Annotated in this window: 15 protein-coding genes; 6 read left to right on the forward strand and 9 right to left on the reverse strand. The window is 44.4% G+C overall.

Annotation, left to right across the window (positions count from 1 at the left end; genetic code table 11):
* Nucleotides 1-16 precede the first annotated feature (16 nt).
* Nucleotides 17-715, reverse strand: a complete 699-nt coding sequence (locus ACZIX4_RS02525; RefSeq protein WP_463334033.1) for a phosphoadenylyl-sulfate reductase — start codon at nt 713-715, stop codon at nt 17-19.
* A 304-nt stretch (nt 716-1,019) separates the two neighbouring features.
* On the opposite strand from ACZIX4_RS02525, the gene ACZIX4_RS02530 reads away from it, so the two are divergent.
* The 5 genes from ACZIX4_RS02530 to ACZIX4_RS02550 all read left to right on the forward strand — a co-directional run bounded on the left by ACZIX4_RS02530 (nt 1,020) and on the right by ACZIX4_RS02550 (nt 4,727).
* The gene (locus tag ACZIX4_RS02530) at nt 1,020-1,592 is read left to right on the forward strand and encodes a Crp/Fnr family transcriptional regulator (protein WP_463334034.1); all 573 of its coding nucleotides are present in this window, start codon (nt 1,020-1,022) and stop codon (nt 1,590-1,592) included.
* A 66-nt stretch (nt 1,593-1,658) separates the two neighbouring features.
* On the forward strand, nt 1,659-2,498 hold the full coding sequence (locus tag ACZIX4_RS02535; RefSeq protein ID WP_463334035.1) for an acyl-CoA thioester hydrolase/BAAT C-terminal domain-containing protein: 840 nt from the start codon (nt 1,659-1,661) through the stop codon (nt 2,496-2,498).
* Between the two features lie 429 nt (nt 2,499-2,927).
* Entirely contained in the window at nt 2,928-3,347 is a 420-nt protein-coding gene (locus tag ACZIX4_RS02540; protein WP_463334036.1) for a PAS domain-containing protein, read from the forward strand.
* Nucleotides 3,344-3,730: an acyl-CoA thioesterase gene (locus tag ACZIX4_RS02545; protein WP_463334037.1), complete on the forward strand. Its 387-nt coding sequence runs from the start codon at nt 3,344-3,346 to the stop codon at nt 3,728-3,730. The genes ACZIX4_RS02540 and ACZIX4_RS02545 overlap by 4 nt, the downstream gene beginning before the upstream one ends.
* Before the next feature lie 7 nt (nt 3,731-3,737).
* Entirely contained in the window at nt 3,738-4,727 is a 990-nt protein-coding gene (locus ACZIX4_RS02550; RefSeq protein ID WP_463334038.1) for a beta-ketoacyl-ACP synthase III, read from the forward strand.
* Between the two features lie 74 nt (nt 4,728-4,801).
* On the opposite strand, the gene ACZIX4_RS02555 is transcribed toward ACZIX4_RS02550, so the two are convergent.
* Nucleotides 4,802-5,287, reverse strand: coding sequence for an Lrp/AsnC family transcriptional regulator (locus ACZIX4_RS02555; protein ID WP_463334039.1), 486 nt, complete (start codon nt 5,285-5,287; stop codon nt 4,802-4,804).
* 148 nt (nt 5,288-5,435) lie between these two features.
* Here ACZIX4_RS02555 and metE point away from each other — a divergent pair, with 148 nt between their 5' ends.
* Nucleotides 5,436-7,742, forward strand: coding sequence for a 5-methyltetrahydropteroyltriglutamate--homocysteine S-methyltransferase (metE, locus tag ACZIX4_RS02560; protein ID WP_463334040.1), 2,307 nt, complete (start codon nt 5,436-5,438; stop codon nt 7,740-7,742).
* 88 nt (nt 7,743-7,830) lie between these two features.
* On the opposite strand, the gene ACZIX4_RS02565 is transcribed toward metE, so the two are convergent.
* Genes ACZIX4_RS02565 through ACZIX4_RS02595 form a run of 7 tightly spaced genes read right to left on the reverse strand, consistent with a single transcriptional unit; the run spans nt 7,831 to nt 19,440 of the window.
* Entirely contained in the window at nt 7,831-8,733 is a 903-nt protein-coding gene (locus ACZIX4_RS02565; protein ID WP_463334041.1) for a carbohydrate kinase family protein, read from the reverse strand.
* 15 nt (nt 8,734-8,748) lie between these two features.
* A complete protein-coding gene (locus tag ACZIX4_RS02570) occupies nt 8,749-10,299 on the reverse strand; it encodes a glycoside hydrolase domain-containing protein (RefSeq protein ID WP_463334042.1) in 1,551 nt (516 codons plus the stop codon).
* 7 nt (nt 10,300-10,306) lie between these two features.
* Nucleotides 10,307-11,692, reverse strand: coding sequence for a DUF4960 domain-containing protein (locus tag ACZIX4_RS02575; protein WP_463334043.1), 1,386 nt, complete (start codon nt 11,690-11,692; stop codon nt 10,307-10,309).
* A gap of 18 nt (nt 11,693-11,710) precedes the next feature.
* The gene (locus tag ACZIX4_RS02580; protein ID WP_463334044.1) at nt 11,711-13,405 is read right to left on the reverse strand and encodes a RagB/SusD family nutrient uptake outer membrane protein; all 1,695 of its coding nucleotides are present in this window, start codon (nt 13,403-13,405) and stop codon (nt 11,711-11,713) included.
* A 10-nt stretch (nt 13,406-13,415) separates the two neighbouring features.
* A complete protein-coding gene (locus ACZIX4_RS02585; protein WP_463334045.1) occupies nt 13,416-16,514 on the reverse strand; it encodes a SusC/RagA family TonB-linked outer membrane protein in 3,099 nt (1,032 codons plus the stop codon).
* 27 nt (nt 16,515-16,541) lie between these two features.
* Entirely contained in the window at nt 16,542-18,110 is a 1,569-nt protein-coding gene (locus tag ACZIX4_RS02590) for a glycoside hydrolase family 32 protein (protein WP_463334046.1), read from the reverse strand.
* Complete coding sequence (locus tag ACZIX4_RS02595) at nt 18,073-19,440, reverse strand: sugar porter family MFS transporter (protein ID WP_463334047.1); 1,368 nt, start codon at nt 19,438-19,440, stop codon at nt 18,073-18,075. The genes ACZIX4_RS02590 and ACZIX4_RS02595 overlap by 38 nt, the downstream gene beginning before the upstream one ends.
* Nucleotides 19,441-19,585: the final 145 nt, after the last annotated feature.

A 19,585-nucleotide genomic window follows, 5' to 3' on the forward strand; every position in this document is an offset into this window, starting at 1 on the left:
ACAGTAAGGTTTTTAGTTAATTATGGGTATGCAGCCCACATTCTTTTTTAGAGGTATCTTCCCACCACCATCTTCCTGCCCTGAAATCCTCGCCGGGCTTCACCGCCCGTGTACAGGGCGCGCAGCCTATGCTTACAAACCCCTTATCGTGCAGCGGGTTGTAGGGTACGGCGTTTAGCTTTATATAATCTTCCACATCATTAAAGCCCCAGTGCAGCAGCGGGTTGAATTTGTACAGCCCGTAAGCCTCATCCCATTCTACCATTTCCATACCGCTGCGGTTAGCCGATTGTTCTGCACGCAGCCCTGTAATCCAAACCGTTACTCCCTGAAGCGCTTTTTGAAGTGGTTCTACTTTGCGTATGTGGCAACAGCTTTTCCGGAGTTCCACGCTGTTGTAAAACCCGTTGATGCCGTTGGTTTCTACAAAGGCTTCTATATGGTTGTTGTCAGGGTAGTAAGGCTTTATCTTTTTGTTGTAGTTCAGCAGGGTCTTATCCCAGGTGGCGTAGGTTTCGGGGAATAGCCTGCCGGTATCAAGGGTAAAAACCTCTATGTTGCCCAGCTTCTGGTTAAAAATGGCATCGGTTATCACCTGGTCTTCTATGCCAAAGCTGGTAGAAAACACTATTTTACCGCTGATACTGTCGTTAAGCAGTTTCAGCCCTTCATGAAGCGGTAGGTTTTCTAATTGCCGTTTAAGTTGCTCTTCCATTAATTCTACTGTTTTTTAAACGAAAACCCAGGCCAATAAGCGGAGTTTTGAGCGAATATAAGTCATATAAGGCTCTTAAAAAAGGAAAAAATAACAGCTTATGGTGTTAATAATCAATGTTTTGAATGTAATTTATTGATAGTTAACTGTTTATTCTATGGTTTTAGTAGGGTAATAGATCGAAAATAAATGACAAGTTGCATTGGTCATTGGTTGACAAAGCATAAAGCCCGGCGTAAAGTTCAGTCGTACAGTTTTGGATTTAACAGGAGAACTGGTTACCTTTAATCAAAGCTTTGTTGTGATGGGAGAAAAAGAAATGTTTTTCAGGCATTTTGAACACTATATAAAACTAAGCGATGCGCTTAAATATGCACTGGAAGAAAGGGTTAGCTTTGTTACCTTTAAAAAAGGCGAGATGGTGCATGATGCCGAAAAGGTATGTACCAAATCGTATTTTATACAAAAAGGGCTTTTCAGGGCGTATTTTATAAAGGACGGAAAAGAAATAAGCGAGTTCTTTCCGGCAGAGAACGAATGGAGCAATTCGCCCAAAAGCTTTATTACGCGCCAGAAAGATATTTATTACATAGATGCGATAGAGCCTACCGAGGCGTTTTGCCTGCATGTGGACGACCTTGTGTACCTGTTTGACCGTTTCCCCGAAATGGAGCGCTATTCCAGGCTGTCTATGGGGACGGTATTTGGGCATTTAATGGAAAGGATTGCCTCGTTACGGTTTACCAGTGCTAAGGAAAAATACCAGCATTTTATAGCTACCTATCATGATATTTACCACAGGATTCCGCTGGGTATGGTGGCCTCTTATTTGGGCATAACACAGGAAACCCTGAGCCGGGTGAGGGGAGAAAAGTGATTTTTTGATATACATCAAAAGTATTGTACGGTATTGTTTTCAATTTTGCTAAAAACAAATCATTGTATGAAAAAAGTATACTGTACCCTGTTCCTGTTGTTTGTAGCTGTTTCTGTACTTGCGCAGGATACCCTTAAAGCCAAAAATGTGCAGGCCATATTGTTTACCGGCAAAGGCCTGGACCAACCCCTTGTTGTGGGGCTGGGAGGATCTGAAGGGGGAAATGCATGGGCCGGGGATTACTGGAAAAAAACAAGGGACAAATTTGTGTCTAAAGGTTATGCTTTTCTGGCAATAGGGTATTTTGGGTGCAAGGATACGCCCGAAGTGCTGGATAAAATTGCCATTGAAGATGTATACAATGCCATAGCCACTGCAAAGAAAGACAAGAGGGTAAACGGTAATAAAATTGCGGTAATAGGTGGTTCACGCGGCGCCGACCTGGCTTTGCTGTTGGGCAGTTACTACAAAGATATTTCGTGTGTGGTGGGCATGTCGTCCAGCCACGCGGTCTTTCCGGGACATACATTGGATTTTAATTCATCCTGCTGGGTTTTTAACGGTAAAGAATTGCCTTTTATCCCGGTTAATGAAGCCGCCGTACCCTTCCTGATGAAAAGGGATTTGCGTGGTACTTTTGAAGCCATGCTGCAGGATACCGTTGCCGAACTAAACGCGCTGATTAAGGTGGAGAATATTAACGGTGCCGTACTGTTGCTGTCTGCCGATAAAGATGAGATAATACCTGCTGTGCCTATGGCAGAGAAAATGATGGCAAGGCTAAAGGAAAACGATTTTAAACACCCTTACAGGCATATAGTATACCAGGGCAGGCATAGTGAACCAACAAAACATTTTGATGTTATCTTTGAATTTTTAGAAAAACATTTTAAGGAAAACAGATAAAAGCTACCGAGAGGTAGCTTTTTCTTTTAAGGATTTAGCTGTAAGCCGGTAATAATTATAAAAGAGAAAACTAACATTTACTCCCTTATATTAACTAAGATTTTATAATATAGTTTTTGAATCTGCCTTATCTTTGCCGCTTAGTTGTTAAGAAACTTCTTTCAAACCATATTGGTTTCCGGGAAAAGCCGGAATTAAAGAAGGCCGTGTATAAAACACGAGTAGTTTTACAACTATAACTGATTGAAAATTTGCTTGTAAAGCCTAATTACAATGAGCAGGGATAACTTACATAAGATGAAAGGCCTCGACCTGTATTTGTCTTCTTTACCGGATGACAAATATGAAGTTATTGCCAAAAAAATCCGTCCGTTACCTACACAACCACCACTTATCAGTTGGGATATCTACACACAGGCCCGCCAAAAAATGCTTAATGCTTTTGATAGGAACAAGGACAGGGAGGTTTTGAACCAGCTGAAAGCCAAATACTCATGGGCTTACGATATTGATAATATTGATTGGGAAAATGTGGATTATCAGTCCATTGTTATAACCGACATAAATATAAATATTATCCACGCCAGCCCGGGTTTTGTTGACATGACTGGCTACACCGTAAAAGAAGCTTTAGGAAAATCACCAAAATTTTTACAAGGTATAAATACATCGCCCCACTCAAAGGCAGCGGTGAGGGAGGCTGTTGAAAATGGTCAACCTGTAAAAGCACAGCTTATAAATTACCGCAAAAACGGGGAAGAATATATTTGCGAGGTAGATATATATCCACTATACAATAACACAGACACACTAACACACTTTATAGCATTTGAAAAAGAAGTAGCATGACAATAGAAGAAAGAATAGAAAATTCTGAAACACATATTTTTAAGGCAATATTCCCGAATACTACAAACCACTACGATACGCTTTTTGGCGGCAACGCCATGCAGCTTATGGATGAGGTAGCCTTTATTACGGCTACACGTTTTAGCAGGCAGCGTGTAGTAACGGTAAGCAGCGACCGTATCGATTTTAAGAAGCCTATACCGGGCGGTACATTTGCTGAGCTTATAGGCAGGGTTATACACGTAGGAAATACCAGCCTTAAGGTCCACGTAGAAATATATGTTGAAGACATGTACTCAGAAAGCCGTGAGAGAGCCATAACCGGCAATTTTACCTTTGTGGCAATTGGCGAAAATAAAGAACCGGTAGCTATTATTAAGTAACACAACAATGACAAAACTAAATAAAGCAGCTATTACTGCTGTAGGCGGGTATGTGCCTGAAAACATACTGGATAACGCGCAGCTTGAAAAAATGGTGGACACATCTGACGAATGGATTGTGGCACGCACCGGTATAAAAGAAAGGCGTATTTTAAACGACCCCGAAAAGGCAACCTCTGATATGGCTGCCGAAGCCGTTAAAAACCTGTTGGCTTCTTCAGGTGTTAACCCGGCCGAGATAGAATGTGTAATCCTTGCCACCTCTACACCCGATAAGTTACTGGCACCTACTGCACCCGTAGTATGCGATAAAGCAGGGCTTACCAATGCATGGGGCTTCGACCTTAATGCCGCCTGTAGCGGATTTTTGTACGCACTTTCTGTGGGTAGTTCGCTTATAGAATCGGGTAGGCATAAAAAGGTAATCGTAATCGGCGCTGATGCCATGAGCCGTATCGTAGATTATACTGATCGTAATACCTGTATCCTTTTTGGTGATGGGGCCGGGGCAGTACTGCTTGAGCCTACTACACAATACGGGCTACAGGATTTTATCCTTAAAACCGATGGTACGGGCAGCGAATATCTTTCTATTTCAGTAGGTGGTTCGCTTAAGCCATTCCATGAAGATACATTACAAGACCGCCAGCATTTTGTAAGGCAGGACGGTAAAACGGTATTTAAAAACGCCATTGCCGGTATGACAGGCGTATGTGATGAAATTACAGAACGCAACACGCTTACTGCCGAAGATATTGACTGGGTAATACCGCACCAGGCAAACATACGTATTATAAATGCGGTAGCCGGTAACCTTAATGTTCCTATGGATAAGGTAAAGGTAAACATAGAGCGCTATGGCAATACCACGGCGGCTACCATACCGTTATGCCTTTGGGATTTCCAAAATGATTTTAAGGCGGGCGATAAATTGTTGCTTACCGCCTTTGGTGCCGGGTTTACCTTCGGCAGCAGCTACCTGGTTTGGGGTAAGTAAAATAATATTTTAATAGCTAAAACTGCGCATATTCCTGAATGATAGGGATGTGCGCAGTTTCTATTTTTATAACGTCATCCCCTCACAGCCGCACCGTAAGTATTTTTTATCTCCGCCATTACAAAGGTGCTGTGGGTACTGCCTATACTGTCTACCGAACCTAGCTTGTTAAACACAAAATCCTGGTAATGTTTCATATCACGAACCGTTACTTTTAACAGGAAATCATAGTCGCCCGAAATGTTGTAGCATTCTATAACCTCGTCTATTTCCAGTATGTCGGTTACAAATTTATGGCCTATGCTGCGGTCGTGCTGTTTCAGCTTAATGTTACAGAATACCGTAAACCCCTGGTTCAGTTTTTCAGCATCCAGTATAGCAATGTACTTTTTTATATAGCCGTTTTTCTCCAGCCTTTTCACCCGTTCAAATACCGGGGAAGGGGAGAGGTTTACCATTTTGGCAAGCTCCTTTGTTGTATAATTTGAGTTTTCGTGCAGTATATTGAGGAGTTGCAGGTCGATAGTATCTATGCTATCGGCAGGAAAATTATCTTTCATGAAGTGGTATTTAGTGATGTAATGGTTGTTTGTTCTGTATTTCTGTTTTTAAAAAGGTAAATATCCTTATTTTTTGTGTTTTTACAAATGTAAAAACTGTAAAACTACATTTGTCAGGAACAAATAAGCAATCTAATCAAAACTACTTATGCTGACAAATAACCTGGGATATCCACGGATAGGCAACCAACGTGAACTAAAAAAAGCTTGCGAAAATTACTGGGCTGGCAAGATTACCTTAAACGAACTGCTTGAAGCCGGTAAGCAAATAAGGCTTGGCAACTGGCAAATGCAAAAAGATGCCGGTATCGACCTGATACCGTCTAACGACTTTTCGTTTTACGACCAGGTGCTGGATTTGTCATTGACAGTTGGCGCCATACCGGCCCGCTATGAAAGCCTGAAAGACGGTAACCTTACCGACCTGTATTTTGCTATGGCGCGTGGTTACCAGAAAGACGGTAAAGATGTTACTGCTATGGAAATGACCAAGTGGTTTGATACCAATTACCACTACATAGTACCTGAATTTTATAAAAACCAGCAGTTTGCTTTAACATCTACAAAAGCTGTAGATGAATTTAAAGAGGCAAAAGAAGCGGGGATTATTACCAAGCCAGTGTTGATTTCACCTGCGTCATATTTACTTTTGGGTAAAGAGAAGGAAGCCGGTTTTAACCGTATTGAGCTTTTGGATAACCTGCTGCCTGTATATCTTGAAATTATAGAAAAGCTTGTGGATGAAGGTGCCGAATGGATACAGTTTGACGAACCGTTCCTTGCTCTTGATATTGATGAAGCCGCTAAAGAAGCCATCAGTAAGACGTACGAAACCATCCGTATGGCATTCCCGGGCCTGAAGGTATTGGTTGCTACTTACTTTGAAGGATTGGGAGACAACACTATATTGGCTGCATCACTGCCGGTTTGCGCGCTGCATATCGACCTTGTGCGTGGTAATGGCCAACTTGATGAAATACTAAAAGTATTACCTGAAAATGTGAGCCTTTCACTGGGTGTTGTTGATGGGCGTAACATCTGGAAAAACGACTACCAGCAATCGTTGCAAATAATAGACAGGGCAGCAAAAAAAGTAAGCAAGGATAGGCTGATTATTTCACCATCGTGTTCGTTGCTGCATGTGCCTTGTGACCTTGATGGGGAAACTAACGAAGATGTGCTTACTCCCGAAATAAAACAGTGGCTTTCTTTTGCCAGGCAAAAACTGGATGAGGTGGTTACGCTGTGCGACCTTGCCGTTAGCAGGAACATTACCATTGCAAACAACAAACTAAAAAATAATATTGAAGCCAACGAAGCCCGTAAACAATCGGTGCTTATCCATAACAATACCGTTAAGCAAAGGGTAGCGGCTATAACCGATGCCGATGCTACACGCGTTAGCAGTTTTGCTACCCGTAAGCAGTTACAACAGTCGGCATTGAACCTGCCGTTATTCCCTACCACGACTATAGGTTCGTTTCCGCAAACGGCTGAGGTACGTACCTGGAGGGCGAAATTTAAAAAAGGCGACCTTACCCAAAAACAATACGACGAACTGTTGAAAAAGGAAACTGAAGAAACCATACGTTTCCAGGAAGAGGCCGGGCTTGATGTACTGGTGCACGGCGAGTTTGAGCGTAACGATATGGTGGAATACTTTGGCGAACAACTCAGCGGTTTTGCCTTTACCAAAAACGGTTGGGTGCAGAGCTATGGCAGCCGCTGTGTGAAACCGCCGGTTATTTATGGCGATGTTAGCCGCCCACAGCCTATGACGGTGTACTGGACACAATATGCGCAATCGCTTACAGATAAGCCTGTGAAAGGTATGCTTACAGGGCCGGTTACCATACTGCAATGGTCATTCGTGCGAAACGACCAGCCGCGTGCCGAAACCTGTACACAGATAGCCTTAGCCATACGTGATGAGGTGACCGACCTTGAAAAAGCAGGCGTGAAAGTGATACAGATAGATGAACCCGCCATTCGTGAAGGGTTGCCGCTTAAAAAAGCCGAATGGGCGCAGTATCTCGACTGGGCTATAAGGGCGTTCCGTATATCTGCCTCTGGCGTGGCCGACAGCACACAGATACATACGCACATGTGCTATTCTGAGTTTAATGATATTATAGAAGACATCGCCGCTATGGATGCTGATGTTATTACCATAGAATGCTCGCGTTCGCAAATGGAGCTGCTGGATGCCTTTGCCGAATTTAATTACCCTAACGATATTGGCCCGGGTGTGTATGATATCCATTCGCCACGCGTGCCTTCAAAAAAAGAAATGGTGGCACTGCTTGAAAAAGCAAAAGCGGTGTTGCCCGAAAGCCAGCTTTGGGTGAACCCTGATTGCGGACTTAAAACCCGCCATTGGGATGAAACCAAAAAAGCCCTGGTAGAAATGGTTAGCGCAGCAAAAGCCTTACGGGAAACAGCTGTAGCTGTTTAGTTTGATTTATAGTTTACTTTTTAAGGGGCTGTCTTTTTGAGACAGCCCCCTTTTAGAGAAAACCCAAACTTTCCCTATCTAACCCAAATTAACTTACACTCACAATCAACTCCTCAATTTGTTCAGTACTAATGTTAGGATTTGCTCCCGGTGAAGCCGCTACCAAAGCTCCCATAGCACAGGCATAATCCAATGCTTTCTGTGGCGTTTCCTTAACAAGAAGTTTCATAATCAGCGTTGCCAGGAATGAGTCGCCGGCACCAACGGTGTCAACCACCTTCACCACATAACCGTTATTGCTGTACAACTGGCCATCCCACAATAGTGTGGCACCATGCTTACCTTTTGTAACACAAATCGCTTTAGATCCTGTTTTTTTTGCTATAAACTCCATATTATCTTCCAAAAGGGTAGCGTGACAACCAAGTTTACCTGCAATTTCAATTAGCTCTTCGTCGTTGAACTTGATGAAATCAGCTTTTTTCATCAATTCCAAAAGGGTATCAATTTCGTAGTGTGGCGGCCTGAGATTTACATCAAAAACTTTATAGCCGTCTATTTCTAGTACCTTCAATAAACTTTCTTTCGACACACTGTCACGGCAGGCAAGGCTCCCGTATATCAGCACATTAGCTTCCTGAACCAAATTAAAGACATTCGGCGTAAGCACTATTTTATCCCAAGCTGATGGATAGCTGATTTCATAACTGGCACTGCCTCGCTCGTTTACGTAGACCTGTACCAGCCCGGTAGGATAACCTCCAACGGTTACAATGCCTGTAGTATCTAAGCCCTTTTCCTGCACATAACTGATAATTTCTTCACCATCAGTATCTTTTCCTATTGCACTTACCATAGCGGCTTCACAGCCTAGGCTTTGCATCCTCAGGGCCAGGTTAAGGGGAGCTCCGCCAATTTTTTTCCCGTCAGCAAATACGTCCCACAATACTTCTCCAAAGGATACTGCTTTTATTTTTCTATTATTGCTCATCAATCTTAATTTAGGTTATGGTTTTTTTATTTCCAATCCACTAAAAGTGGCAGCTGCACCATCAGTAGCTATAAGCCCCCAGTCCTGTTGGTCACGGCCGTAAATACGGTTACTTAATACCGTTTTTCCGTCTACATAAACTTCGCAAATACTGCCATCTGCTATAACCGTAATGTTGTAAGCCGTACCGGCCTGAATGTTAAAAGGTACTCGGGTAACTTCATCTCCGTTGCTGTTATACGCTGCTATACGGTTTTGCTGTGGCTCGAATACAATTTTATAATATGCACTGCTGCTCACGTTAAAGAAAAAACCTGCCGCACCTGAAGTATTGTTCAGGGTAATTTGTGCCGAAGCCTTCATTTTTTTACCTACAGGAGCAAACGTTGCTACAGCCATATCAGCAGTAGCATTTAAAGTAAATGTATTATTACCCTGTGTTACGTTACCGGATGTATTTTGCAGGGCTATAGCCGATGGTTGCGTAAAGAGCTGGCTTACGGCATCGGGTGCTTTCAGGCCAAGTGTACCGTCAGCATTCTGGATGATTTCGTGTACTACAAGGTTGCCTGCCCAATCTTTACCTCCCGTATCATTTTCGGGAGCTTTACGGGCCGTCCATCCAAAAGCATAGCGCTTGTTCCCGTCTGAAGCAGTTTTTGCGGCATAAAAATATTCGCCATCAAGCATATCGTTTGCCGGTTTTACCCAGGGGCCGTTTATAGAAGTAGCCATACGGTAGTGGGTACCTTTGCTATTACTCCAGTTTTCGCTGAAAGTCAGGTACCAATAGCTACCCATTTTAAATATGTCGGCACATTCCATCATCAGGTAATTGTCTTCCGGTGCAGTGGTATAGAAAGACCCCGCGGGTGTCCAGTTACCGCTTGCCGGATTATCTGATGTAAATTTAAGCAGTACAGCCTTCCGTGCCGGGTCGGTTTGGGTACTTACCAGCATCCAGTACTTACCATCATCAGGGTTCTGGAATACATGGGGGTCACGGAAGTCATAATCATAATAACCTGCCGGAGCTGTTATTTTAAAAGATGTTTGCTTAGTCCAGTGTATCCTGTCGGTACTGGTGGCTAACAGCACACTTTCTCGTGGGTTATTGGCACGGAAAGTTGCTATATCATTATGCCCGGTGTAGTAAAAATAATACGTGCCGCCAACTTTTATAACCGATCCTGTACCCACGCCAAAGTCAGGTTCGTCCTGTCCGCCATAGGGCACCATTTGCCCTTTATACTCAAAATGTGCCAGGTCTGTGGTACTGTATTCATGAATATCGTGGAAACCCTTACCGGCAGGTTTGTTTATAGCATCATGCAGAAAGTACACATGGAACGTACCATCTTCATAAAACGGCATTGGGTCTCCCGTGTAGCCTGCACTAAAATAAGGTTCCTCGCCACCCATCCATTGTGACGGTGGTGTAGGGTATATTGTGCTGATGACTGTTTCCCCGCCCATTATAGAGCCCCCTATGTACTTATCGTCATCATTGCACGAGGTTAGCGCTATAACAAATGCGGGTAAAAAGTATATATATTTAAATTTCATAGCGGTGTTAATTATTAATGAGGTAATTAATGCTGTTTAGTGTAAGGGTTTGTATGTTATTTATATACCCATTCGCCTGGCTTGGATTACCATTAGCATCAGGCTCGTTATACCAGTCATAGGCACCCAATGAAATTATTACAACATTTTTGTCGGTGTCGCCCCATTCGGCAATTACTACTCGTCCGTTAAGGCCGGTATCCCAAGGTTCGCTGGCCAGGTTTGTACCACCCGTTTGGCTCCTCCAGCCGGCACCATCGCCATAGCCACCCCATTCCGGTAAAAACCACCAGGCGGTATGGTTAAGCCTGAACGTACCACTTTGCAGTAAATAAGCCTTATTGCCTTCATAGGTTTCCAGGTTCTGGAAAATAGGGTGGCCTTCATGTCCTGCAAAGGTAATACCCCAGGAGTTGGTATCTACACCACCGTTAGGAGGAAAATCGCCAAACACATTGTTAGGCCCCTTTCCTGGAGGTACAACACCAAGTGCATCTACATATTGGCTGGCAAAGGTGGTAAGCAGCAGGTTGCCACCATTAGCCTTATACGTTTGCAGGGCAGTTGTTACGGTAGGATTCAACGCTATAGAAGGTAAGGTCTGGGCACTATCATAATGCCACCATATTACATCAATTTCACTGATATCAGCACCTGAGTTAATCTGGGCAAAAGACAGGTACTGTGCACCCTGGTAATTGTCAAAGAGCCAATCACATGCGGTTTTCTCATCCATATTGCTTATCGCTTCGCGCGTTGCTGCAGTCCCCAGGAATGCAACGGTAAGGCCTTCCACCGGTACGCTTACTGTAGCAGTGTAGTCTACAGAGCTTGCGGCGGTACTTACTGTAAATACCACAGGGTTTGTAAAATCAATAGTGCTGCCCGAAGCCGGCGATATGGTTACGCCTTCGCTGAGTTCTACTACGGGTTGTAGCGCCGTGAGGTCTGTACCGGAAGGCAGGGTAAGTAATATGGTATGGGAGGTATTATTTATGCTTGCCGCAATATCGTTAATCTTAAAGCTGATAATAGGTGAAGCAACTGATACGTTTACAGTATAATCTTTATAGAGATTCCCGTTTACCACCCTAAAGCTGATGGGCTGTGTAAAATTCATGGCCTGGCTGAAATCTACATTGATATCGGCTCCGTCAGGCAGGCCTATTGTAGCTAACTGGCTTGTAATGTCGCTACCATACGGTACTACCAAGGTTATAGCTCCTGTGCCCTGGTTAATTTCACCTTCAGTTCCTGCAATACTAAAGGCGGTAATACTCACGGCTGCGTTAGTGTTAAACCCCGTATTATCAAAACTGTCTTCGCAGGAAAACAGTGTAACAAATAGCAGCAGGATTCCTGCTACTAAACTGGTTTTATATATTGTTTTCATAATGTTAGCAGTTAAGAATTAATAACCCGGATTTTGGTGGTACACACCCTGGCTAAAGTTAATCTGTGCCAAAGGTATGGGGCAGTATTCCTCTTTATTGCGGTCAAAGAATGCATCGTTGTAATAAGCGCGTTTGGTCTTCTCTTCGGCATAATACGCATTCATTACTTCGTCTGCCACGCCCCAGCGTACCAGGTCAAAGAAACGGCTCCCTTCCATGGCAAACTCCAGGCGGCGTTCCCAGCGCAGTGCCTGGCGGGCAAAATCCTGTGTCCAGGTACAGTTTTGGCCGTTAATATAAGGGCTTATATTGGTATTTGTAGCATACCCTGATATTAGCCCCGTACTGTTTGCCGCGCGGTTGCGCACTTCATTTATAAGCAACAGTGCTTCATCCTGCTGACCGGTTTCAATAAGTGCTTCTGCTCTCATAAGCAGCACATCGGCATAGCGGATTTGTATCCTGTTCTTGGCATTGCCATAAAAAGGGTCAATATTTACCGTACAGTTGCATCCTACAGGAACGTTTTCTTTTAATGAAGCAGTATAGCCGTAGGTGCTCGGGCTGCGTACCCATGCCTCTACATACGTATATTCGGGGTCATACTTCCACGGCAATCCCGGCAGGGCAACAGTATGGTACAGGCGTGGGTCTACCGTATAGTCGTTAAGGGCATGGTAGTCAAGGTCAGCGTCGTTATAGGTATCGAACATAGGGATACCATTGGCTGCCGTTTTATAAGAATTGACAAGGTTTTGGCTGGGCTTATGGAAATCGCAGCAGCCCAATCCCTGGGGCAGGCTCAGTACGTCGCCATAGTTTAGCCTGCCATATAGTGTACCGTCGTCTTCGCTAAACTGTATAGAAAAAACACTCTCAGGGCCGTTTTCATGTTCGCCGGGCAGGAAGTTGTTCGCAAAATCAGGCTCCAGGCTTGCCGAACCCATTACATGGCTTGTAGCTTCAAGAACCTGCTGCATGTGTTCCTGGTTAACGCCGGTTACGTTATAGTTGTCGTCCTGTGTGTAGGCCTGGTACAGGCGTACCTTGGCAAGGTAGGCATATGCGGCTGCTTTATCGGCCCTGCCCACCTGGGTTTGGCTATCGGGCAGCAAATCTGCAGCATCTTCAAAGTTTTGTGCTATGGCTTCCCACAGTTCCTCATTGTTTAATGCGGTATTACTAATCTGCCCATAATTTTCTACCGGAATATCCTCTGTGATATAAGGTATGTTGCGATATAGTATCTTCAGCATGAAATAGAAATGCCCACGGACAAATTTCATTTCGCCAATGCGTTGCTGTTTCAACGGATAATCGGCTTCATCAAGCTGTTCCAAAGCCCTTAGAGCCTTGTTACACCTTGAAACCCCAACATAGTGTTGATACCAGAGCGCATCCAATTCACCAAAATCAGGACGGATGTTATTTGATATCTCAAAAAAGTGGAAATCTTGTATGTCGTTTGTACCGCTGCCGCCTTTGTAGGCATCATCGCTTCGCACGTTGCCATAAGGCCAAAGGCTGAAAGGGGTATCGTAGTGGTCATTACCCAGTGCCGAATAGGCTGCGGTTATAAAGCCATCTACATTTTCAGGGGTTACAAGTTGCTTTTCATCCAGCACGCCGCGAGGATTATTATCTAAAAAATCAGTACACGAAGCGGTAAACATCAGGCCGAGCAGGCCCGCAAAATATAATGTCTTTTTCATTTTAGTTTTTTTAGAGTGAAACATTCAGGCCCACAGTAAAGCTCATTGGCAGTGGGTAGCCAAAGGCAGGGCTTTCAGGGTCTACACCGGTAAACTTTTTGCTGTCAATAATCAGTAAGTTTTGACCGCTTATATAGACCCTGAAATTCTCAAGGCTGTATTTTTCAGAAAGCGATTTCGGCAATGTATAGCCCAGTTGCAGTACGCGCAGTTTCAGGTAGCTGCCATTTTCCACATAATAGGTGCTGAATCGGCTTTCTGCATTGCGGTCAACGGTGGTAAGCGCCGGTATAGAGGAGTTTGGGTTGTCTACGCTCCAGGCGTTAAGCAGGCGTGTTCCTTTGTTAGAGCCCACATCGTCTACACTCCAGAAATCCGTTTGGTATTTTTTACTGTTGATTACATCTACATTGCCTATACCATCCCAAAAGGTAGTAAAGTCAAAGTTCTTGTAGCTAAGCGCTACATTTATACCGTACTGGAATCCGGGGTTCGGGTTACCTATCCAGGTGCGGTCTTTAGTATCTACTACACCATCCTCGTTAAGGTCTTTATACCGGATACGCCCTAATCCTTTACCCGGTTGGTCGGCATGTGCGTCCACTTCATCCTGTGTGCGGAACAGGCCGTCTGCCACGTAACCATACATTGAATTTATCGGTCTGCCTAATATATTATCGTCTTCGCCATCACCACCATAGCTGTTGCGTACTTCCGCAGGCAGTTTGGTAATTTTATTTTTGTTGGCAGAAAAGTTTCCGGTAATTTCATACTTAAACCCTCCGGAAGTTTCGTTTCGGTAGGTAAGTATGGCCTCCCAGCCACGGTTTTCCATGCTTGCCCCGTTTACCCAGCGGCTTCCGCCTTCGCCTATTACACCGAGATAAGGAGGCAGTACAAGTATATCTTCGGTTTTCTTAACATAATAATCTACTGAACCGCTTAATTTTTGATCAAAAAAACCAAAGTCAAGGCCAATGTCGGTTTGAGTAGTAGTTTCCCATTTCAGGTTATCATTGCCGGTTTGTGTGGCAATATAGCCTGACGGCAAAAGCCCGTTGTTGTTACCGTTAATATCATAAGCCGTTCCGTATGATGTGGCCCATGTAGGGCTTCCTCCGGCATAGTTGGCCAGGAACAGTGAGTACACTGCTGTATTGCTTATTTCCTGGTTACCGGTTTGCCCCCAGCTGGCACGCAGTTTCAGGTCGGATACGGGCGTGTTTTCAATATTTTTTAGGAAGCTCTCCTCACTGATGCGCCATCCGGCAGAAACAGCAGGGAATGTACCGAAACGGTTGTTTTTCCCAAACCTTGATGAACCGTCGCGTCGTACGGTAGCAGAGGCCAGGTAGCGGCCATCATAATCATAGTCTATTTTGCCAAAGTAAGAAAGCAGCTTATAGCGTGTAGAGGTACCGCTGGTAAATGATTCTCCTGTACCGGCATCAGGGTACATGTAATCAGGCGTTTCTATTATAAAATCGTTTTTCCTTAAGGTGGTGTTGTCATAGGTGTCGCTATACATTTCGGTACCGGCAAGGAGGTTTATATGGTTCTTGCCAATTTCAAAATTGTAGGTGGCGGTGTTACTCCATGTCCACTTGTCGCTTACTGTCTGGTCTATGGTTACCGAAGTCTGGTCGTTTTGCAGGTAACCCGAACGGTAGCTGCGCTGTAGTGTCCGTTTGTTGTAATAGCCATAATCAATACCAAAACTGGTTTTAACATGCAGGTTTTTAATTACTTCTAAATCTGCATAGGCATTACCAAACAGGCGCAGGTATTTATAAGGGTTGTCTTTGTTGTATTCTAAAAGGCGTACCGGGTTTTGGCGGTCGTTCATGCCACCTACCGGGCCACCCCAGCCCTCACCATCTACAGTATGTACCGGAATAAGGGGCAATGCCCTGAGTGCAGGGTCTAATACTCCCGGGTCAGTAACTTCTTTTGTGCGGTTCATGGTAAAATTTTCGCCAACGGTAAGCCTGCCGTCAAAGTATTTATACGAACTGTTCATACGGGCCGACAACCTGGTAAATTCCGTAGTCCTTACAATACCTTCATTATTATAATAATTCAATGAAAAAAGATAGCTTCCTTTATCCGACCCGTTAGATACCGAAAGGTCATAGCTTTGCGCAATACCGGTGCGTGAAATAGCATCGTACCAATCTGTATTGGCCGATTTTATGGTTTGTGCGGCATCAAGGTATTCCGGTACCAATACATTATTTAGCGTAGGGCGCCCATTTACCACGTTCCAGTCAAACTGGTAGCTGAGGTTGTTGTTATTGGGGTCTATACCGTCGTTTACATTTGCCTGCCATAGTGCCTGGCCATATTGTTGTGCGTTTAGCACCTTTGTGCGGCGTGCATACGAAGAGAAAGAGGTATAGTGGTCAAAATTGATACGCATGCGGCCATTTTTACCTTTTTTGGTAGTTATGATGATTACACCGTTACTGGCACGCGACCCGTATATACTGGCCGAGGCAGCATCTTTCAGTACCTGTATGGATTCGATATCGTTAGGGTTCAGTTCATGCATACCCGATTTTGTAGGTACGCCGTCAATAACTAAGAGTGGGGCAGTGTTGTTTAATGTACCCACACCCCGGATAACAATACCGGTATTCCCGCCGCTTGGAGAGCCATCGGTACTTACGCGTACACCCGGTACACGACCCTGTAGTGATTGCACTACGTTGGGTTGTTTTTGCTTTGATGCCTCATCCATATCTACCACAGCTACAGCGCCGGTAATGTCAGCTTTCTTTTGGCTGGAATAGCCGGTAACCACTACGGTTTCCAGTTCCGTTTGGTCCGGTTTAAGGGTAATGTTTATTTGCGGGGCGGCTGCAATCGTTTGCGATTGAAAGCCCATAAAACTGATAACAAGCTGGCCTGAAGCCGGAACATTGGTAAGGGTAAAGTTACCGTCGATATCAGTAACTGTTGAAATAGTGGTGCCGGTTATGAGTACCGAGGCACCCGGCAGCGGAAGGTTATCTTCCCCCGAAAGTACCGTCCCTTTTACTTCTATGCCCTGCGCTAAGCCAAGCAAAGGAAAAAGGAGGCACAAAAAAAAGATAATTTTAAATTTCATGTTTAGTTTGGTTATAAGATTAGCAATCTATTTAAAATCAAGCTGGTTGATTATGAGGTTCTCAATGTCAAACTTTTGCCCGCCCTCAACACTGAGGGTTGTAAAAGGGCTTTTGGTATAAAATATTTCGGTAAGAGCAATTTCGCCGTCATTGTAAAATAGCTCTATAGACGTTTTATCAAGCAGGAACCTGAACTTTACCTGCTTTTGCGTACCGGACAATTTCGCTTTTGATACCGCAGCTGTAAACTTGTGGAAACTTGTCGCATTGCTTGATTTGGAACGGTCTATAAAAAGCTCTCCACCGGTATTGTCAATACCAAAACGTAGCTCGTCGCCATCGGCATTAGAAAGCACAAGTGTATACGTCTCTTTTTTCAGGTTTTTCAGATTCAGGCTGATATCAGCTTGTGTAAGGTCGGTTTTACCTTGCGCTACTAATACTGTATTTTGTTTTACCGAAATCTTTTTCTGTACATCGGTTTTGGCAATATAACTCTGTAGGTTTTTTACAGGTACCGTATTCAGCCTGTAGCCATTGGCATCTTTCACTAATTCAAGTTCCCTTACTACGGTGTTCGCTCCGCGCCAGGTTTGTGTGGGTACCACATTGGCATAATCCCAGTTTGCCATCCACCCTATAAAGTAGCGTTTATATTGTTCGTTTGGAGCACCACCCCAAGTTACCCCGGCATAATTGTCGCGGCCAAAGTCCAGCCATATTGCTTTGTCTTTTTCAAGTTTTTGGCTGAAAGCTTTATCGAGGGTAAAGTTCGTGCCGTCAAAATCGCCGATAAAATATTGTGTCCCGCTACCACCATTGGCACCACCGGGATTAAGGCTTTGTACCAAAACCCATTTTACTTCTTCGCTGCCTTTTACTTTTAACGGAAAAAAGTCGGGGCATTCCCACACACCGCCGTGCGCACCAATACCTATCCCAAAATCCGAAAGGTATTTCCAGTCCTTAAGGTTATCAGAGGCATAAAACTGTGCCCTGTCCTGTGCTGCCAGCACCAGTATCCAGCGGTTATTTACCCAGTCGCGGTTTACCTTGGGGTCGCGAAAATCACGTATGCCCGGATTTTTTATTACGGGGTTGCCACGGTCGTATTTGGTCCAGGTTTGCCCGTTGTCAAGCGAGTAGGCCAGCCCCTGCGATTCTACATCAACCTGGCCTGCTTTTTCCTTTACCGGGTCATGGTAGGTAAATATGGCTATGGCAGGTGCTTTACCGCCCTCTGCAAACCCGCTGGTATTTTGGGTATCATAAGCGGCACTACCCGAAAAGATGTAACCAAAACGGTCAGGGTATAGGGCTACGGGCTGTTCTTCCCATTTTACAAGATCCTTGCTGGTGGCATGCCCCCAGTGCATAGGCCCCCAGGTATTGCCGTACGGCCAGTACTGAAAATACAGGTGGTAAACGCCATCGGCATAAAAAAGGCCGTTAGGGTCGTTCATCCAGTTATTTTTTGGCGTAAAATGAAAGTTAGGCCTGTAACCGGTTTCTTCATTATTGGCCTGTTGTGCGGTTATGTTGCCCATAAGGCACAGGCTAGTCAGCCCGCAGAGCAGATTTTTTTTCGTATTCATTTTTTTGAATTTGTCGGTTTTTATCATTGGTTAGTTCCCCGCTAAGCTCTTCAAGTGATTTTCCTTTTGTTTCCGGCATAAGGAACATTACAAACAGCAGCTGGAATACCATCATTACAGTAAATATCAGGAATACTATGGCAGGCCCTATAGTAGTAAAAAGTACCGGCACCAGAGAGGGGATTATAGCCGCCAGTACCCAATGCACCGAGCTGCCGAATGCCTGCCCGGAGGCACGTATGTGGTTAGGGAAAATTTCGGAAATGAATACCCATATTACAGCTCCCTGCCCAATAGCGTGTGCGGCTATAAAAAGGAACAGGAAACCCGGTACAGCCATGCCGCCCCAGCCAAAATAAAAGGCGGCAGCTACCAGCCCCAGTGAAATAATATAGCCTACAGAGCCAATGTACATAAGCAGCCTGCGGCCGAATTTGTCTATGAGGGCTACACCGATAAGAGTGAATACAAGGTTAATAATACCAATGCCTATGCTGCTTAAAAGCGCGGTACTGTCGCCCAGGCCGGCTTCTTTAAAAATACGGGGGGCATAGTATAAAAATGCATTGATGCCCGAAAACTGGTTGAAGAATGCAATGAGGAATGCAAGTAGTACCGGGAAACGGTATTTTTTAGAGAACAGCGTTTCATTTGCCGCATCTTTTTCCTGGTTGTGTTCCAGCATCAGGGTTTCTATGTTTGCTTTAGGATCTATTAATACTAATACCTTACGGGCTTCTTCATACCTGAATTTTGAGAGTAACCAGCGCGGGCTTTTAGGAACCGTAAGCATAAGCGCTGTATAGATTGCTGCCGGTATAGCCTGTATACCCAGCATCCAGCGCCATGCGTTCTCGCCAATATCTTTCAGGAAATAATTCGATACAAATGCAATAAGGATACCCAGTACTATATTGAACTGGTACAACGCTACAAGGCGGCCCCTTTTTTCTGCCGGGGCAATTTCAGATACATAAGCAGGCGCGGCAATGGTAGAAGCACCTACACCCAGGCCACCAATGAAACGGAATAGTGCAAATACATAAGGGGCGTTTGCCATAGCCGAGCCTATAGCAGATATAAAATATAATACACCAATCCATAGCAGTGTGTTTTTACGCCCGATAGCATTGGTGGGGATGCCGCCAAAAATGGCTCCCACTACGGTTCCCCATAAGGCCATACCCATAACAACAGAACCATGGAAGGCATCTGATGAATGCCATAACTTTTGTAATTGCTGATCGGCGCCGGAAATCACGACTGTATCGAAACCGAAAAGAAAACCTGCCAGGGCGGCAATAACCGACCAGATAATAATTTTGTTCATTGGTTGAAAATTTAATTATTCTGATGGCTAAAGTAGTGTGAAACTGTAATGTGCATTTTTGTTGATGTTACAATGATGTAACACTGGCCTGAAAACATCTATAGCGTACGTGTAAAATTTTGAAAAACAGTATTTTAATTTAGCG

This window comes from Flavobacterium niveum, from assembly GCF_055231775.1.

What these genes read in the sequence shown, in the direction of transcription:
- ACZIX4_RS02525 (WP_463334033.1), bottom strand. Translation starts at nt 715, where the DNA reads ATGGAAGAGCAACTTAAACGGCAATTAGAAAACCTACCGCTTCATGAA.
- ACZIX4_RS02530 (WP_463334034.1), top strand. Translation starts at nt 1,020, where the DNA reads ATGGGAGAAAAAGAAATGTTTTTCAGGCATTTTGAACACTATATAAAA.
- ACZIX4_RS02535 (WP_463334035.1), top strand. Translation starts at nt 1,659, where the DNA reads ATGAAAAAAGTATACTGTACCCTGTTCCTGTTGTTTGTAGCTGTTTCT.
- ACZIX4_RS02540 (WP_463334036.1), top strand. Translation starts at nt 2,928, where the DNA reads ATGCTTAATGCTTTTGATAGGAACAAGGACAGGGAGGTTTTGAACCAG.
- ACZIX4_RS02545 (WP_463334037.1), top strand. Translation starts at nt 3,344, where the DNA reads ATGACAATAGAAGAAAGAATAGAAAATTCTGAAACACATATTTTTAAG.
- ACZIX4_RS02550 (WP_463334038.1), top strand. Translation starts at nt 3,738, where the DNA reads ATGACAAAACTAAATAAAGCAGCTATTACTGCTGTAGGCGGGTATGTG.
- ACZIX4_RS02555 (WP_463334039.1), bottom strand. Translation starts at nt 5,287, where the DNA reads ATGAAAGATAATTTTCCTGCCGATAGCATAGATACTATCGACCTGCAA.
- metE (WP_463334040.1), top strand. Translation starts at nt 5,436, where the DNA reads ATGCTGACAAATAACCTGGGATATCCACGGATAGGCAACCAACGTGAA.
- ACZIX4_RS02565 (WP_463334041.1), bottom strand. Translation starts at nt 8,733, where the DNA reads ATGAGCAATAATAGAAAAATAAAAGCAGTATCCTTTGGAGAAGTATTG.
- ACZIX4_RS02570 (WP_463334042.1), bottom strand. Translation starts at nt 10,299, where the DNA reads ATGAAATTTAAATATATATACTTTTTACCCGCATTTGTTATAGCGCTA.
- ACZIX4_RS02575 (WP_463334043.1), bottom strand. Translation starts at nt 11,692, where the DNA reads ATGAAAACAATATATAAAACCAGTTTAGTAGCAGGAATCCTGCTGCTA.
- ACZIX4_RS02580 (WP_463334044.1), bottom strand. Translation starts at nt 13,405, where the DNA reads ATGAAAAAGACATTATATTTTGCGGGCCTGCTCGGCCTGATGTTTACC.
- ACZIX4_RS02585 (WP_463334045.1), bottom strand. Translation starts at nt 16,514, where the DNA reads ATGAAATTTAAAATTATCTTTTTTTTGTGCCTCCTTTTTCCTTTGCTT.
- ACZIX4_RS02590 (WP_463334046.1), bottom strand. Translation starts at nt 18,110, where the DNA reads ATGAATACGAAAAAAAATCTGCTCTGCGGGCTGACTAGCCTGTGCCTT.
- ACZIX4_RS02595 (WP_463334047.1), bottom strand. Translation starts at nt 19,440, where the DNA reads ATGAACAAAATTATTATCTGGTCGGTTATTGCCGCCCTGGCAGGTTTT.